This is a genomic window from Algibacter sp., assembly GCF_049667265.1.
Taxonomy (GTDB): domain Bacteria; phylum Bacteroidota; class Bacteroidia; order Flavobacteriales; family Flavobacteriaceae; genus Algibacter_B.
The window spans coordinates 1-18551 of sequence record NZ_JBATHX010000246.1; the positions used below are offsets into that span (position 1 = coordinate 1).

Here is an 18551-nt window from a genome sequence, read left to right on the forward strand (position 1 = left end):
TGCTCGCCACGTCGTAAAGGTGCATCATCCATAATATCATCATGCACCAATGAAAAATTATGAAACACCTCAATACTTAATGCAGCATTAAGGGCTTTTTTATAATTTCCATTAAAAATATCGGCTGCCATTAATGTTAATACAGGACGCAAACGTTTTCCTCCTAAACCTAAAATATAACTAATAGGATTATAAAGATTATTAGGTTCCTTATTCAAAGAATAATCTTCTAAATATTGAATAAACACCTTTTGGTAATTTTCTATTGAAAGCATCCAACAAAAATAGAGCATTTAACCATAATTCAAAACTACAAAGTAAAGGTTATGTTAAAAAAACATTAAAACTTTGGAAACTTTTATTGTTTTTAAAGTTTCCATTATTATATTTGCACCCAATTATGAGAGAAAAAATAAAACAAAAGGCAGCAGAAATGTTTTTAACACTTGGTTTTAAAAGTGTTACAATGGACGATATTGCTCAAGAAATGGGTATTTCCAAAAAAACAATTTATGTTCATTTTTCAAATAAAACGAAACTTGTAGAAGCCGTAACATTTGAAGTTTTTGAAAGTATTTGTGAAGGTATTGATGGTATTTGTAATACATCTCCAAATCCTATTCAAGAATTATATGATATTAAATTATTTGTGATGCAATACCTTAAAAATGAAAAAGAATCACCTCAATATCAACTTAAAAAATATTACCCTCAAATTTATCAACGTTTGCATGTAAAACAATTTGAAAAAATGCACGGCTCGGTAAAATTAAGTCTACAAAAAGGCATTGAGTTAAAACTGTTCAGATCAAATATTAACATCGATTTTATTTCTAGGATGTATTTTACAGGTTCAACCAGTATAAAGGATAGCAATTTTTTTCCACCAGAAATTTATGACATGGATTATTTATTGGAAAGTTATTTAGAATACCACTTAAGAGCCATTGTAACTGAAAACGGAATTCAGCTATTAAACAAATTTATAACATCAAATCAATCATAAAATGAAGAACAATCTATTACTATTTTTTAGTTTATTGAGTTCTATTGCCTTGTTTTCACAAGAAAATAATCAAAGTTTTACCTTACAAGAAGCCATAAATTTTGCTTTAGAAAATAATAGAACAGCTAAAAATGCCTTACAAGATATTGAAGCCGCAAAAATGCAAAAATGGGAAACAACTGCAACTGGTTTGCCTCAAATTTCAGCCGAAGTTGGTTATCAAAATTTCTTAAAACAACAAGTGTCGTTAATACCTGCTGAGTTTTTTGGAGGAAATCCTGGTGAATATTCAGAAGTTATTTTTAGTACGAAGCAAAGCGTAACTGCTACAGCAACTTTAAATCAAAAACTTTTTGACGGGTCATACCTTGTTGGTTTACAATCGGCTAAAGTATTTTTAGAAATTTCGAAAAACGCTAAAGAAAAAACCGATTTGGAAGTACGAAAAGCTGTAATTAACGCCTATGGGAATGTTTTACTTGCTGAAGAAAGCACAGCTATTTTAAGTAAAAATGTTGAAACCTTAGAGGCAAACCTTTTTGAAATAAATAAAATTTACGAAAATGGTTTAGAGGAAGAAGAGAGTGTTGAGCAACTTAAAATAACACTATCAGGCGTAAAAAGTAATCTTAAAAATGTAATTAGGTTGAAAAATTTAGCGTATCAAATGCTAAATATCACCCTTGGATTAGATATAAATAATTCAACTGTTTTAGTGGATACCTTATTGGTTTTAACAAGCCAAAATATGGATCTGGGTTTACTTGAAACTAATGCTGATGTTGAAAACACTATTGATTTTAAAATTGCTAAAAACGATAAAACGTCTAAAGAATTACTTTTAAAGCTTGAAAAAAGCAAAGCATTACCAACTTTAAATACATTTATAAATGGTGGCTATTCTGGTTTTGGGGATGATTTTAATTTCGCAAATAAAGACCAACAATGGTTTGGTTCCTCTTTGTTAGGAGTTAATTTAAACATTCCTATTTTTAGTTCACTTGGTAGAAGTGCAGCAACACAACGTGCCAGAATTAATTTAGAAAAGGCAAAGCATGACTTAATTGAAACCGAGCAAAAAATACAACTACAAATTGCATCTGCTAAAAGCGATTACCAATTTGCCATAGAGGATTACACAAATAAAAAGGAAAACCTAAACCTTGCAGAACGTATTGAAGTTAAGAATCAAACAAAGTTTTTTGAAGGTATTGCCTCAAGTTTCGATTTAAGACAAGCACAAACTCAATTATATTCAGCACAACAAGAATTTTTGCAAGCCATGCTTGATGTTATTAATAAAAAAGCTGAATTAGAAACCGTATTAAATGCAATCAACAACTAATCACCAACCAAAAAACACTAAAAGATGAAACATATATTATCAATCATAGCAATAACATTTCTTTTAACTTCCTGTGGTGAAGAAAAAAAGAATTCGGTTGAAAAAGTCCTAGAGGGCAACAACCTAGAAACTATTAGAACAAAAAGAGCTGAACTTGTAGGGCAACAGGAAGCGCTAAACGCTAAAATTAAATTGCTTGATGAACGCATTACTGATTTAGATACCACAAAACATATCCCATTAATAACAACTTTTACTGCAAAACAAGAAGTTTTTAATCATATGCTGGAATTACAAGGCAATGTAACTACCAAAAAGTTAATTGTAATTACTCCAGAGTATAATGGAATTTTAATTAACATTTATGTGAAGGAAGGTCAAAAAGTATCAAAAGGTCAAATACTTGCAAAAATTGACGACGGTGGTTTAGGCCAACAATTATCGCAATTACAAATACAAGCAGATTTAGCTAAAACAACTTTCGATCGTCAAAGCCGACTTTGGGAACAAAAAATTGGTAGTGAAATCCAGTATTTACAGGCCAAATCGTCCTATGAAGGTCAAACACAAGCTGTAAATCAATTAAAACAACAATTGGCAAAAACAACTGTTAGAGCACCATTTTCAGGAACCATTGATGATATCATTACAGAGCAAGGAAGTGTAGTTGGTGCAGGACAAACACCATTAATTCGTATTGTAAATTTAGACAATATGTATATTGAAACGGAAGTTCCTGAGCGTTACGTTTCAAATGTAGTTGCTGGTAAAAATGTACAAGTAGAATTTTCAGTTCTTGGAAAAACTATTGATACTAAAGTGCGTCAAGCAAGCGATTTTATTAATCCTGCAAACAGAACCTTTAAAGTAGAAATAGACATTCCGAATAAAGAAAAAACAATTAAACCAAATCTTACTGCAAAACTTAAAATTAATGATTACACAAACGAAAATGCACTACTAATTCCACAAAGTATCATTTCTGAAAATGCCGATGGAGAGCAATATGTTTATGTAGTAAATAACAAAAACAAAAATGAAGAAGGTGTTGCTAAAAGAATAATCATTAAAACAGGAAAAACTCAAGGTGATGTTATTGAAGTGCTTGAAGGTGTTGAAAATGGTGCTGAAATTATTAACGAAGGCGCAAGGAGTGTTAAAGACGGCCAAACGGTGAAAGTATTAACCTATGAAACTGAAAACAATGGCTAAAAATAAAAAACAAATTGATAAAGAGTTTGGATTATCATCGTGGGCTATTAACAATAAAACCACCATGTATGTGCTTATTTTAGTGATTTTCTATTTAGGTCTATCCGCTTTTTTTAGCATGCCTAGAGAAAACTTTCCTGAAGTTAACGAAACCAAAATATACATCAGTACGGTTTACCCAGGAAATACCGCTGAAGATATTGAAAAACTGATTTCAGATCCTATTGAAGACAAGCTGAAATCAATAAGTAATATGGTTGATATTACCTCAACATCGCAAGAAGATTATTCGATGGTAATTGTTGAGTTTGATGAAAATATTACTGTTGACCGCGCTTTACAAAAAGTAAAAGATGAAATTGATAGTGAAACATCTGGTGAAGACTGGCCAACATTTAATAGTGCAAAAGTAGAGCCAAATGTATTTGAGCTAAGTTTATCGGAAGAAATGCCTATTCTAAATATTAATATTTCTGGTGATTATCCAATTGAAAAATTAAAGGAATATGGAGAATATCTTCAAGATAAAATTGAAAACCTAACTGAAATTAAAAAAGCAGACATACGTGGTGCTCAAGAAAAAGAAGTTGAAGTTGCTGTAGATATCTATAAAATGATGGCTTCAGAAGTTACTTTTAATGATATTATTGGGGCTATTAATAATGGAAACATGACCATGTCTGCAGGGAATTTAATTGCAAGCGGACAACGTCGTACCATTAGAATTCTTGGTGAAATTGAAAAGCCTTCTGATTTAGAAAATTTCGTTGTGAAATCTGAAAATGGCGAGGCTATTTATTTAAAAGATGTGGCAACAGTTGCTTTTAAAGAAGAAGACAAAACCACGTTTGCGAGAGAATATGGCGATCCTGTAGTTATGCTCGATGTAAAAAAACGCGTTGGGAAAAACATGGTTGATGCTGTTGATCAGATTAAAGTAATCGTTCAAGATGCCAAGGATGATTATTTTCCACAAGATTTAAAAGTAACTATAGCTAACGATCAATCATCAGTAACCATTGGGCAAGTGGATGATTTGGTTAACAATATTATTTTTGGAGTGATACTGGTTGTAACGGTATTAATGTTCTTTTTAGGTTTCAAAAATGCCATATTTGTTGGTTTTGCTATACCCATGTCCATGTTCATGTCGCTTATGATTTTAGAACTTTTAGGGCATAGTTTAAATACCATGGTGCTTTTCGGACTTATTATGGGATTAGGAATGTTGGTAGATAATGGCATCGTGGTTGTCGAGAACGTGTACCGACTTATGGATGAAGAAGGCATGAGTAGAATTGATGCTGCTAAAAAGGGTATTAGTGAAATTGCCTTCCCAATTATTATATCAACCGCTACAACAGTTGCAGCGTTTATTCCATTAGGTTTATGGCCAGGGATTATGGGCGAATTCATGATGATTTTACCCATAACACTCTCCGTCGTTTTAGGATCTTCTCTGTTCGTTGCCATCTTTTTTAACTCGGTTTTAGTATCTCAATTTATGAATATTGAAGATGAAGACATGCCTTTAAATAAGATTATTAGAACAACCAGTATCATGGCAATTTTAGGGTTCATAGTTTATTTCGTGGCAGGCGAATATAAAGCACTAGGAACTTTAATGGTTTTTACTGCCATCATGCTTTGGGTGTATCGATTATTTTTAAGAAAATGGGCAAACAGTTTCCAAAAAAACACCTTGGTAAAACTTGAAAATTTATATGAAAGCCAATTACGTAAATCCCTTTCAGGAAAAAGACCATACTTGATATCTATTGGTACTTTTGTATTACTTATTCTAGCTTTTGTTGCGTTTGGTGCTTCTTTAGCAACCCAGCGTACAAAGGTTGAATTTTTTCCAGATAACAAACCAAATCAGATTATAGTTTATATAGAATACCCACAAGGAACTGCCATTAATAAAACCAATGCTATTACCAATGAAATTGAAAAAAGGGTTTATAAAGTTCTTGATGACAGTCAATATAAAAATGATGACTATAACTTTTTGGTAGAAAGTGCCGTTTCTCAAGTTGGAGAAGGTGCTGGAAACCCGCAAACCGATATGGGTTCTGCTGCAGAAATGCCCCATAAAGCAAAAATTACCGCGTCTATGCGAGAGTATAAATACAGGCAAGGTGAAGATAGTGAGTTACTTCGTCAAAAAGTACAAAAAGCTTTAGTTGGTATTTATCCTGGTGTACTTATTTCCGTTGAAAAAAATGCTGATGGTCCACCTGCAGGAGCACCTATTAATATTGAAATTGAAGGTGATGATTATAATGAGTTGATAAATGTTGCCGAAAGCATGCGTGAATTTATTAACGATAAAAACATTCCAGGAATTGATGAACTTAAAATAGACGTTAATAAAGATAAACCTACAATGCGCGTTATTGTTGATAGAAAAAAAGCTGGAGAACTAGGCGTTAGTGCTGCACAAGTTGGACAACAATTACGTAATTCTATTTTTGGAGCAAAAGCAGGTGTTTATAAAGAAGGAGGCGATGATTTTGATATTTATGTTCGCTTTAATGAAGAGAACAGATATAACACGAGTGCTTTGTTCAATCAAAATATAACGTTTAGAGATAATATGGGAAATCTTAAAGATATTCCTTTATCGACACTTATAAAGTATGAAAACAACTCAGGATTTAGTGCTATTAAACACAAAAGCACAAAACGAGTTGTAACAGTTTATTCTGCCTTAGCACCTGGTTATACGGATGCTGGAGCCATTGTAAACCAAGTTCAAAACGAAATGAAAAGTTTCGAAGGTTTGCCAGAAAATATTAAAATAGATTATACTGGACAAATTGAAGAACAAAACAAACAAATGGCTTTTTTAATGGGCGCATTTTTTACAGGTTTAATGTTAATTTTCTTCATTTTGATTTTTCAGTTTAACTCAATTTCCAAACCAACAATTATTATGATGGCCATTTTCTTGAGCTTCATAGGCGTTTTTGGCGGTCTTGTTATATCAGGAAGTGCTTTCGTTATTATGATGACCATGGTTGGTATTATTTCATTGGCAGGAATTGTTGTAAATAATGGTGTTGTATTATTAGATTATGCACAACTATTGGTAGATAGAAAAAAGAATGAATTGGACATTGATATGGATGATTATCTAGAAGTTGACGACTTATTCGAAAGTATAGTAAAAGCTGGTAAAGCACGTTTGCGTCCTGTATTACTAACGGCAATCACCACTATTTTAGGTTTAATTCCTTTAGCAATTGGATTAAATATTAACTTCTTTACACTATTTAAGGATTTTAATCCTAACATTTATATGGGAGGAGACAATGTAGTTTTCTGGGGTCCATTAGCGTGGACAGTTATTTATGGGTTGTTAATAGCTACATTCCTAACGTTAATATTTGTGCCTGTTATGTATTTCATAACAATGAAATTAAAAATGTGGTTACGTAGAAAAACAACATCGGTAAATACCGGTTTAGAAAATGAACCAAAGGTTATTTAGGACGAGACAATAATTATTAAAAAAAGCCTCAACAAATGTTGAGGCTTTTTGATTATAAAAACTAATATAACTTAATATTATTGATTTTCATTAGCTGGAACTGGCACAGCATCAGGTACAGAATCTCCTGCTCTATCATTCGGCAATTCACTAATTCTGTCAAATCTTCTCATGTCAATCCATCTATGACCTTCACCAAATAAAGAATACCTTCTTTGAAAAAGAATTTCATCTTCTAAGGCAGCAGGCGTTTGAAGTCCTAAATACGGACCAACACCAGCAGCGTTTCTTATTACATCAATAGCCATTACCGCATCAGCTGGGCTAGTTACCATATTTGCTTCAGCATATAAAAGAATTAACTCTTCATTTCTAATCATAGGGACATCATCTACGTTCGATTGGTAAATCCAAACATCATGAGTACCAACTAAACCAGAGGCTTCTCTTGGGCCATCTCTCATAACTACTTTATCAACACGACTATCCATTGCTAAAGCATCATCAGTAAAACTTGAATGCGCAACTCTAACATTAGCCTCTTGATTTAAAGTAATAAAAAGTGGATTAGCTTGGTCTGCTCCAGATAAAGAATAAGTATGGTAAACGCCTGTATTTAAATCTCCAGCCATATCCATAAAAGAATCACCTAATAGCGTAAGCACATTTGCATAATTTCCTCTATAGGCTTCAACTCTTGCATTTAAAGCTTTATTGAATTCTAAAAACCCAGCAGGCGTATTAAAGCCATCATATCCAGATGATAAATTAAATGGTAATGCAGAACCTCCAGAAGCTAAATTTCCTGCTGCTGTTGTCAACAAGCTATTTATTTCTGTTAAGGCCTCAGCATAGGTAACAAATGCCCCTAAATTATCTGGATCTGAAACGTCTATTCTAATACCATTGGTATACTGATTATTTGCGACAGACAGTAATTCATGAGCCTTTAAAGTATTTAATACACCACTAATTGATGCAATTTCTTGAGCAGAAAAATCAGAAGTCGTATTTTCTAATCCTGCTAAAGCCAAATTAATGTCTTTTATGGCACCGTATCTTGAAGCCCAAGGTGTTGTTGTATAAAACGTATTATTATCTAAATTACCTGTTACTACATCCCCTTCAAAACGTGGGTCTGAACTTGTAAAGTAATAGTATTCTCTTCCAAAAATACTTTGTACATCTATTTGAGTATTTAGTCTCAATCTCATATCAGATAATACACCAGAAACTGCCTGCGGCAATTCTCCTCTAGATAAATCATCAGAAATTGATGTTGTACTAGCTCCGTTTAAACTTTCACCACCCTCTAGAGTGCATGACGTAAAGGTCATAACCCCAATGGCAAAAATTAATGTAAATAATTTTATTTTTATTTTCATTTTTCTAATTTTTTTAGTTTTTAAAATTGTGCTGATAAATGGAACATGTATCGTTTAGAAGATGGGAAAGGTGTTACCTCAACTCCTGTTGATAAGCCATTACCTCCAAAGTTGGATACTTCAGGATCATAACTATTATAGTCAAAAATGTTAATTAGGTTGTTACCAGATAATCCAATTTTTACATTAGATACAACACCGCTAAACCATTTTTCTAAGCTTCCGGAAGGTATTGAATAATACAGCCCTATTTCTCTTAGCCTTAAATATGAAGCGTCTTCAACAAAAGGTGAAGCATTCCCTGCAAAAAGACCATTATTAATCCTATAATCTCCATTTCTAATTAAACCATCAGGATCGACATTAAAATCATCAAAATCTGCACTTGTTCCTCCAAAATCAGAAAGTAATTTTGTTAAGTTGATGTTGTCTCCACCTTTTTTCCAATGCCATAAAAAAGATAAGGTAAAATCTTTATACGCTAAATTATTAGTGAATGACATTTGAAAATCTGGCTCTGCATCACCTAATACAGTTACAGGAGTTCCAGGACCTGTGGTACCAACAATTTGGGTTACACTTTTTCCTTCTTCAATTTGAAACTGACCTAAACTATTACCAAATCCGCCAAGATTAAATGTTGGTACATTTAGTTTAGTCATTTCAGATGTATTTTTATACCAGGTTACTCCAGAATTCCAAGTAAAATCGTTAGAATCAAAAGCGTTTACATTAATACCAATTTCAACACCTCTATTTTCAAGGGTACCAGCATTAGCCCACTCAGTTCCAAAACCTGTTGATGGTTCTATATTAGCATTTAATAATAAATTTTCAACTTGTTTTTTATAGTAAGTAAATTCTAAAGAAATTTTATCATTTAAGAAACCTGCATCAAAACCAAACTCCAACTCACTTTGTCTTTCTGGACTAAGTGCGGCATTACCTCGAATAGTAGGCACAACAATACCAACATTACCATCAATTGCTGTACTACCGTAAATAGTAAATAAAGATCCGAAGGCAGCAAACGTACCAGCTTCTCCATATGCTATTCTTGGTTTAAGTCTATTAATAGCATCGTTATCTCCCCAAAAACCAAAATTATGTAAGTTAGCTGCTAAAGACGCTTTTGGATAATAGAATAATTCATTATTATCTCCATTGTTAGTCGATTTATCGCCTCTTATCCCTAAAGTAGCAATTAACTTATCCTGATAGTTAACAGATTCTTGAACGAAAAAACCAAAATCTTCTTGCTCTAACCGAAACTGACTTACAGTTTGGTTTGCAGATTGATCCACATTGGTTTCAGATGCAATTAAATCTGATGATATAACTCGTACTACATTTTGTGAAAACTGCTCGTTTGTAACACCAGCTTGAGTTGTAAAATTAATATCGCTATCCGTTGTATAGTTGTGTACCAAGAAGGCTGAGTAATTCGCGTTAGTATTAGTGGTACTAGAAATAGCTGAAACACCATTTAAACCGCCATCAACTGCCATAAATTGCAATTCTTTTGGAAAGATTACAGTTGATGAAAGTGTATAATGGTCAGAACCTGCTTTAGCAACAAATTGCAAATCAGATTTATCACCTCTATATAAGTTAATATCCAAAGACCCACCAGTAATAAACCTTTTAGTAGTTTCATTATTAGTCATTAAATCTCTAGTTTGTAATGGATTTGAAGAGTTGTTTGGATGATCTGGATAATTACCATTTGCATCAGGCAACAAGAAATCCCACGGACGAGTAGATGTTAATGCTACACCAATTGTTGTTCCTGTATTATCATTATTAAAGAACCCTCTATCTGCAGAGGAATTAATATAATTACTAACCATAGATAGTTTAATATTATCAGAAAACTTATGATCTACATTTAATCTGAACGATGTTTTATCATAACCAGTGCGATTCACAATACCGTCTTCTTGATTTCTAGTAATACCTCCGTAAAATGTAGTTTTATCTGAACCTCCAGACATACTAACATTTGTATTAGTTATAAACCCTTTTTCGCCAAAAATTTCTTTTTCGTAATCTCTTAAGGTTCCTGCATTTTCAGCAGCAGTATAAAGTGCACCTTCACCAAATTCGCTTTCTGCTAATGCAGCAGTCCATTTTCTTTGACCTTGTAAATTAATTACTTCATTAAAACCTACTGATTGAGAAAAGTTTACATTGGTTTTTCCAGCTTTTCCTTTTTTAGTAGTTATAATTATAACACCAGCAGCTCCACGTGAACCATATATTGCTGAAGCCGAAGCCCCTTTTAAAATCTCAATATTAGCAATATCATCAGGGTTTATATCTGCAATTCTATTTGTAGCATTATCTTGAGAAGAAGAACTTCCTCCACTTGAAGCTCCAGAAACGGCATTTAAACCACCCGAGGCAATACTACTATTATCAATATAAACACCATCAATAATATATAAAGGTTGGGAATTACCATTGATAGAAGTAACACCTCTTAATTTAACAGACAATCCTCCACCTGGAGATCCGGAGTTAGATGTTACTAGAGCTCCTGTAAACTTACCGGCCAATGCGCCATCTAAAGTTTGAGGAGGCGTAACACCAGCTAAATCTTCAGCTGAGATGGACGCAACAGAGTTTGCTGCATTTGTTCTTTTAATATTAGACGCTAAACCTGAGATAACAATCTCATCCAACGCAGTTGCAGATTCTTGTAAGGTCACATTAACGGCACCTGCCGAATTCACTTTTTTCTCAAGGGTTTCAAATCCCAATGATGAAAACACTAATGTGACAGGAAAACTGTCTACATTTATACTAAAATTCCCGTCAAAATCTGCATTTGTTCCGGTTTTAGTTCCTTTAACAATAACATTCGTACCTCCTAAAGGTAAGTTGTTTACTCCATCTGTAACTGTTCCAGTAATGGTTCCTTGTGAAAAGGATATTACAGGAAAAAGAAACAGAATAAGCAAGTACATTTTCAAATGTAATACTTTAATCATAATGTTTATTTTTTGAAGTTAGTTCGCTAAATATCGATAAAAATTATCAAATCACCATATTTTTAGTCTTAAAATTTCATTATTCTCACCAGTACAAGGGGTTTATTTACATATTTACAATTAAACAATTCAATGTAAATACTAAAAAAAAAGGTCCGTTAGTAAATTACCACGGACCTTTTAAAATGTTTTTTATTTATTACTTAAGTTTAAAACTAACTCTAGCAAAAAGGAAACGACCTCCTATACCAAATTGTTGAGAACGTCTCGACCAATCAAAACGTCCGCCACTTCTATTAGCTTCAATAGCTCTGTCTGGATAAACATCTAATAAGTTATTTGCTCCTATTGTTAAGGTTAAGCTTTCAGATGCTTGATAACCAAAAGTTAAATCTGTTACTAATTTTGAACCAAAAACTTGCTGATTTGCTACACTTGTAGTTGCTTCAGATACTTCACCAAACCAAACATTTCTTAGAAACACATTCCAATCACCTGATGTTAAGCTATTCGATAAATTCATTTTTGTACGAGGTACTGCTTCTTCAAGGTAAATTCTACTATCTTCTGGAAAATAGGTTCCTACTAAACCTGCATCTTCTAAAACTTTAGATGCTTTTATGTCTCCTACTTTTTTTGTTTTAGATAAAGTTGCAGAAAACGTATTTTTTAATTTTGCTTTATTTGCTACAACAAGATCCCATGTAACTACGGCATCAATACCTTTTGACTCCGTATCGATCGCATTTGCAAAAAATGACGCTGCAGAGGCATTAGCTTGCGATAATAAATTATCTAATTCTGTGCCTGTTCCTGGACCTGCGAACTGGCCAGTATAAACCACTCTATCATCAATACCCACAAAATACCCATCTACTGTTAAAGTTACATTTGCATCAGGCATTTTAGCTGTAAAGCCTAAGCTAATACTTCTAGAAGTCTCTTCTTTTAATTCGGGAATTCCTAAAAGTTTTGCTGCACGACTATCATTTGAAAACGTTCCAACATCAACAGGGATACCATCTTGAAATATAGTAGATGTTGAATTAAAATTTAATTGATGTAATGATGGTGCTCTAAATCCTGTATTTAAAGCTGCTCTTATATTTACGTTTTCGCTAGCTTTTATACGTGTTGCTAATTTAAAATTGATGGTCGATCCAAAATCTGAATAGTTTTCAAAACGAGTAGCAAAACTTGCTAAAAAGGTTTCTGAAAAATCTGCTTCTAAATCAAAATACCCAGCAATACTACTTCTGTCTCTTGATAATTCATTAGCTGGACTAAACCCTGGAAATACTTGTGAACCACCCGGTCTTCCGGCGTCAAAGAAATCTACCGATGGACTTTGTGTAGGCAATGTAATAAGTTCACCTGCTTGCGTATATTGCCCATAAGAAGCTTCTTCACCGGCAACAATTTCATAATTTTCCAAACGGTATTCTGCACCAAATGCTACGTTAAATCCATTTAAAATATCATCATAAAACTGATTAAGATCTAAATTAACCGTGTTCTGTGCAAAATTAAATCCACCTGCATCAAAAGTTGTAGGAGATGCGTTCTGACGTGATGCGTTAAACGTATTACCAATAGTATATAAGAAAGCATTTTTTCCAAAAGTATTACTTAAATCTACGTTCCATCCATTTACTTTACCTTTTATACCAACAGCAAAAGATTTATCAGTAATTGTTGAATTAATTTCTGGTAAAAAACCATTAATATAAGCTGGTGTATAGGTTCTACTTTGGTTTGGTAATCTATAAAACCCTGCAGAATTTCCTTTTCTAGAACTCATTCCAGCAAAAGAGTATAACTCTGTTCCTTCTTCATCTAAAGGAATAGCCATGTTAGCAAAAAAGCGTCCTCCACGAACTTCAGATTGACCAACACGCATATTAAAATCGCTTCTGGTTAAACCTCTTGCAGCTAATTCTGCTGTTGTATTATCGGCGCTCAAAATACCTTGTAACTCAGCTTTTGTTGCTGTTGGGCTTAAACCAAGACCTGCTTGATTTCCATATAAAATAACATCATCAACATCATCATCTAACAAACTTGCTAAACTATAACCATCATTATCTGCAAATCGTTCTACGGTATTGTAAAGATTAAAAACATCACCTTCCCACTCTTTCATTCTACTGTAATGCTCTCTAAAATCAAAATCTCCTGTGAAATTAATATATCCACCTTTCTCACCTAAAGACAATCCGTAATTTGCACTAATATTTATAGTTTCACCATCAACACCTCCGGTTTGGTCATTGGCGTTTTTGGCAAAATTAGCACCTGTAGTCATATTTAAAGTCAACTCGTTAACTTTATCATTTAATACAATATTAATAACCCCAGCAATAGCATCCGATCCATATTGTGCAGCTGCACCATCACGTAAAACTTCTAATCGTTTAATCGCTCCAGATGGAATAGCATTTAAATCTGTTCCTACACTACCTCTACCAAATGTTCCGTTTACATTAACTAATGACGAGTTATGACGTCTTTTTCCGTTAATTAATACCAATACTTGATCTGGCCCTAAACCGCGTAAGGAAGCAGGATCAATATGATCCGTTCCATCCGAAATAGTTTGTGTGTTTGATGTAAATGAAGGCGCAACAAAATTTAAAATTTGATTTAAATTAACTTGAGGACCAGCAGTTGCCAGTTCGGCAATATCAATAATATCAACTGGTACTGGGGAATCTACAACAGTTCTACTTGGATTTCTAGATCCAATAAGCACAACTTGATCTAATGCAACACCAGATTGAAGACTTACATTCATCGTACTTCCAGAAACTATTTTTTCTTGAGTATCATAGCCAACATAAGAAAAGATTAAGACATCTCCTGTATTAGCATTAAGCGAATAATTTCCGTCAAAATCTGACGTCGTTCCTGTAGTGGTTCCTTTAACAATTACTGATACACCTGGTAATGGCCCAGTTTCATCGGTAATAGTACCTGTAACTTCTTGTCCTAATAATGTTCCTGATATTCCAATAAAAAATAGAAACATTAATTGATTTACATGTAAAAATTTTATCATAATATTAATTGTTTTGGATTAATTAATGCTAATATATGCATATTACACTCTAAATTAATTGCTTTTTTAATAAAATATTATGATAATAAATACTATTTTAATAAAAATTAAATGAATAAATTGAAATATTATTATGGTTTTATTCCCTTATGTGCTAATTCATCAAATTGAAGTCGTAAGTTAAATAATCCAACTTCAATACCAGGTTATACCCTTTGTCACTAAAAAAACAACTATAAAAATTCATACTCTAACGTATTTCACTAAATTTGCACATCAAAATTTTACTATGTACAGAAGTCATAATTGTGGCGAATTAACCGCTGCAAATATTAATACCGAAGTTACCCTTTCAGGTTGGGTACAAAAATCTAGAGATAAAGGGTTTATTGTTTGGGTAGATTTACGCGATCGCTATGGAATTACACAATTAGTGTTTGATGAAGAACGTACCTCTAAAGAATTAATTGAACAAGCTCAAAATTTAGGTCGTGAGTTTGTAATTCAAGTAAAAGGTAAGGTTATAGAACGTGCTTCAAAAAATCCAAATATCCCGACTGGCGACATAGAAATTTTAGTTTCAGAATTAACTATTTTAAATAAAGCTATTTTACCTCCATTCACTATTGAAGACAAAACCGATGGCGGTGAAGATTTAAGAATGAAATATCGCTATTTAGATATTCGTCGTAATCCAGTAAAAAACAGCTTGATATTTAGACATAAAGTAACCCAAGAAGTTAGAAACTATCTGTCAAATGAAGGTTTTATAGAAGTTGAAACGCCCTATTTAATAAAATCTACCCCTGAAGGTGCTCGCGATTTTGTTGTGCCATCAAGAATGAATGCAGGGCAGTTTTACGCACTTCCACAATCGCCACAAACCTTCAAGCAATTGCTTATGGTAGGCGGTATGGATAAGTATTTCCAGATTGTAAAATGTTTTAGAGACGAAGATTTACGTGCCGATAGACAACCTGAATTCACACAAATAGATTGTGAAATGGCATTTATTGAGCAAGAAGATATATTAAATGCTTTTGAAGGTTTAACACGTCATTTACTAAAAGAAGTTAATGGTGTTGAAGTTGAAAAATTCCCAAGAATATTATATGACGACGCCATGCGTTTGTATGGAAATGATAAACCAGACATTCGTTTCGGAATGCAATTTGGCGAGTTAAACGAAGTCACGCAACATAAAGATTTTGGCGTTTTTAATAATGCCGAATTGGTAGTTGGAATTGCCGTTCCAGGAGGAAATAATTACACTCGTAAAGAGATAGACCAATTAATTGATTGGATAAAACGCCCGCAAATTGGTGCTTTAGGCATGGTGTATTCACGTTGTAATGACGATGGATCTTTTAAATCATCGGTTGACAAATTTTACGATCAAGACGATTTAGCAAAATGGGCAGAAGTTACTGGAGCAAAACCAGGCGATTTAGTTTGTGTGCTTTCTGGCGATAAAAATAAAGTACGCGCACAATTAAGCGCCTTACGCATGGAATTAGCAACACGTTTAGGACTAAGAAACCCTAAAGAATTTGCACCACTATGGGTTATGGATTTTCCATTATTGGAATGGGATGAAGACACAAAACGTTATCACGCCATGCATCATCCATTTACATCACCAAAACCAGGACAATTAGAATTATTAAAAACAGATCCGGGAGCTGTAAAAGCCAATGCTTATGATTTGGTGTTGAATGGAAATGAAATTGGCGGTGGTTCCATTCGTATTCACGATAAAGAAACCCAAGCCTTAATGTTTGATTATTTAGGCTTTACACCCGAAGAAGCTAAAGCACAATTTGGCTTTTTAATGGATGCTTTTCAATATGGTGCCCCACCACACGGCGGTTTAGCTTTTGGATTGGACAGACTGGTTGCCATTTTAGGTGGACAAGAAACCATACGAGATTTTATTGCATTCCCAAAAAACAATGCTGGACGAGATGTGATGATTGATGCACCTGCTCCTATTGATGACAAACAATTAACAGAATTAAGTTTAAAACTTAATTTAAAATCATAAAATTTAAATCCCGCCAAGGCGGGATTTTTTAGTAATTTTATAGCATGCCAACTACCACTAAAAGCCTATTACGTAAATTTCTAATCTGGAAATATAAACATATTTCAGAGCGTCAATTTATTTACATGCTGAGTATTCTTGTTGGTTTTTTAGCAGGTTTGGGTACAGTTACACTTAAAAACTTAACGCACTATATCCGATTACTTTTTGAATTAGATTTTTTCAACAATTATCAAAACTCGCTGTACTTCATTTTTCCAATGATAGGTTTGTTTTTGGTGTATGTCATCAAACAAACATGGCTAAAAAAGCATATAGGGCATGGTATTTCATCAACCTTGTATGCCATATCAAAACTTAATGGTATCATTCCTCGTTACAATATTTATGCATCACTAATAACAGCACCATTGACTGCAGGTTTTGGTGGATCGGTTGGACTTCAAGGACCTGCCGTAAGTGTTGGTGCCGCATTAGGCTCAAATGCTGCGCAGTTATTTCATATGAACACCAAAACGCGGATGCTTTTAATAGGTTGTGCAGCAGCAGGCGCTATGGCATCTATGTTTAAAGCGCCCATTGCAGCTATTATTTTTGCTATTGAAATTTTTAGTCTCGATATTGCCTTTGCATCGCTAGTTCCACTTTTATTAGCGTCCGTTTCAGCGGTAGTAACCTCTTACCTGTTTTTAGGGACCGATGTGTTACTGCGTTTTCAATTAACCGATAAATTTGTAGTCCACGATATTCCATTCTATATCCTTTTAGCCATTGTTACTGGGCTCGCATCGGTATACTTTTCAAAAGTCTTTTTTGGCATTACCAATTTTTTTAAACAATTTGAAAGCAGAGCACTACGGCTTCTAATTGGCGGTTTAGCTATTGGTACTATGCTCTATTTTATTCCGCCACTTTATGGTGAGGGTTATGGTATTATGAACAACCTTTTAAAAGGCGATCATCTCGCAGCTATTGGCACCACACCTTTCGATTTAGATTTATCCAACATCTGGATTGTTATTGGGCTTTTATTAGGTATCGGAATATTTAAAGCCATTGCAATGACCACTACTTTTGGCGCAGGTGGTGTTGGTGGTGTATTTATTCCAACCTTAGTAATGGGAAATGTTTTAGGAAATGCATTCGCAAAAATTATTAATAATATTGGTTTAGACTTTCACGTTTCAGAATCAAATTTCACTTTAATTGGTATGACGGGTTTAATGGCAGGTGTTTTACACGCACCACTTACAGCCATTTTCCTAATCGCAGAAATAACTGGTGGCTACGAGCTTTTTGTGCCATTAATGATAGTTTCTGCCATTTCTTTTGCCATTACTAAATATTATGTTTCGCATTCTATTTATACTTTAAAACTGGCTGAACGCGGTGAACTTATGACGCACGATAAAGACAATAATGTGCTCATGGTTTTAGATATCGATAAAGTTATAGAAACCAATTTCATTATTCTAAAACCCGAAATGAAATTGGGCGATATCCTAAAAAATGCCGTTGCGAAATCCTCTCGAAACCACTTCCCTGTTGTAAATGATAATCACGAGTTTTTAGGCGTTATCAGACTTGATGATATTAGACACATGATGTTTGATTCCGATTTGTATGATAAAGTAAATGCTGGTAGCATCATGCATGCCGATGCAGGAATTATTGATTATGATGTGGATTCCATGCAAATCATTATGGATAAATTTAAAACTAGTGGCGCGTGGAATTTACCTGTTATTAAAGAGGGTAAATATTATGGATATATTTCAAAATCCAAATTATTAACGGCGTACAGGCGGCAATTAATTAAGTTCACCAAGTAAATGAAATATCTTATTTTAATATTAACTATTGTAGCCTTTACAAGTATAATTTTAGGGTTTACCTTAAGCGTCGCCTATTCAGAAAAGCTTATTGGTTTCGGTGTTGTGGTTCTATTTTTAGTAGTATTTCCGTTGTTTTCATACCACCGATGGAAGGATAAAGATCCTAAAGACTACATG

11 protein-coding genes are annotated in these 18551 nt (G+C 33.6%); 7 read left to right on the forward strand and 4 right to left on the reverse strand.

Translation table 11 applies throughout. From position 1 onward, the window contains the following. The coding region (locus tag WBN21_RS09230) for a polyprenyl synthetase family protein (RefSeq protein WP_424199582.1) at positions 1-275 on the reverse strand (275 nt) is incomplete at its 3' end. A gap of 125 nt (positions 276-400) precedes the next feature. Here WBN21_RS09230 and WBN21_RS09235 point away from each other — a divergent pair. The 4 genes from WBN21_RS09235 to WBN21_RS09250 are packed head-to-tail and all read left to right on the forward strand — an operon-like array spanning position 401 to position 7059. After that, positions 401-1006: a TetR/AcrR family transcriptional regulator gene (locus WBN21_RS09235; protein WP_424199584.1), complete on the forward strand. Its 606-nt coding sequence runs from the start codon at positions 401-403 to the stop codon at positions 1004-1006. 1 nt (position 1007) lies between these two features. Beyond that, on the forward strand, positions 1008-2351 hold the full coding sequence (locus WBN21_RS09240) for a TolC family protein (RefSeq protein ID WP_424199586.1): 1344 nt from the start codon (positions 1008-1010) through the stop codon (positions 2349-2351). 24 nt (positions 2352-2375) lie between these two features. Then, a complete protein-coding gene (locus tag WBN21_RS09245; protein WP_424199588.1) occupies positions 2376-3563 on the forward strand; it encodes an efflux RND transporter periplasmic adaptor subunit in 1188 nt (395 codons plus the stop codon). Next, positions 3556-7059: an efflux RND transporter permease subunit gene (locus WBN21_RS09250; RefSeq protein WP_424199590.1), complete on the forward strand. Its 3504-nt coding sequence runs from the start codon at positions 3556-3558 to the stop codon at positions 7057-7059. The genes WBN21_RS09245 and WBN21_RS09250 overlap by 8 nt, the downstream gene beginning before the upstream one ends. A gap of 77 nt (positions 7060-7136) precedes the next feature. Here WBN21_RS09250 and WBN21_RS09255 read toward each other — a convergent pair whose 3' ends face one another. The 3 genes from WBN21_RS09255 to WBN21_RS09265 form a co-directional block, all read right to left on the reverse strand. Further along, positions 7137-8444, reverse strand: a complete 1308-nt coding sequence (locus WBN21_RS09255; protein ID WP_424199592.1) for a RagB/SusD family nutrient uptake outer membrane protein — start codon at positions 8442-8444, stop codon at positions 7137-7139. A gap of 20 nt (positions 8445-8464) precedes the next feature. Beyond that, on the reverse strand, positions 8465-11437 hold the full coding sequence (locus WBN21_RS09260; protein WP_424199594.1) for a SusC/RagA family TonB-linked outer membrane protein: 2973 nt from the start codon (positions 11435-11437) through the stop codon (positions 8465-8467). A 199-nt stretch (positions 11438-11636) separates the two neighbouring features. Further along, entirely contained in the window at positions 11637-14495 is a 2859-nt protein-coding gene (locus tag WBN21_RS09265; RefSeq protein WP_424199596.1) for a TonB-dependent receptor, read from the reverse strand. Between the two features lie 289 nt (positions 14496-14784). Here WBN21_RS09265 and aspS point away from each other — a divergent pair, with 289 nt between their 5' ends. The 3 genes from aspS to WBN21_RS09280 all read left to right on the forward strand — a co-directional run. After that, positions 14785-16539, forward strand: a complete 1755-nt coding sequence (gene aspS / locus WBN21_RS09270) for an aspartate--tRNA ligase (RefSeq protein ID WP_424199598.1) — start codon at positions 14785-14787, stop codon at positions 16537-16539. Positions 16540-16583: 44 nt separating this feature from the next. Next, on the forward strand, positions 16584-18371 hold the full coding sequence (locus tag WBN21_RS09275; RefSeq protein WP_424199600.1) for a chloride channel protein: 1788 nt from the start codon (positions 16584-16586) through the stop codon (positions 18369-18371). After that, positions 18372-18551: hypothetical protein (locus tag WBN21_RS09280; protein WP_424199602.1), on the forward strand; the 180-nt coding region annotated here is incomplete at its 3' end.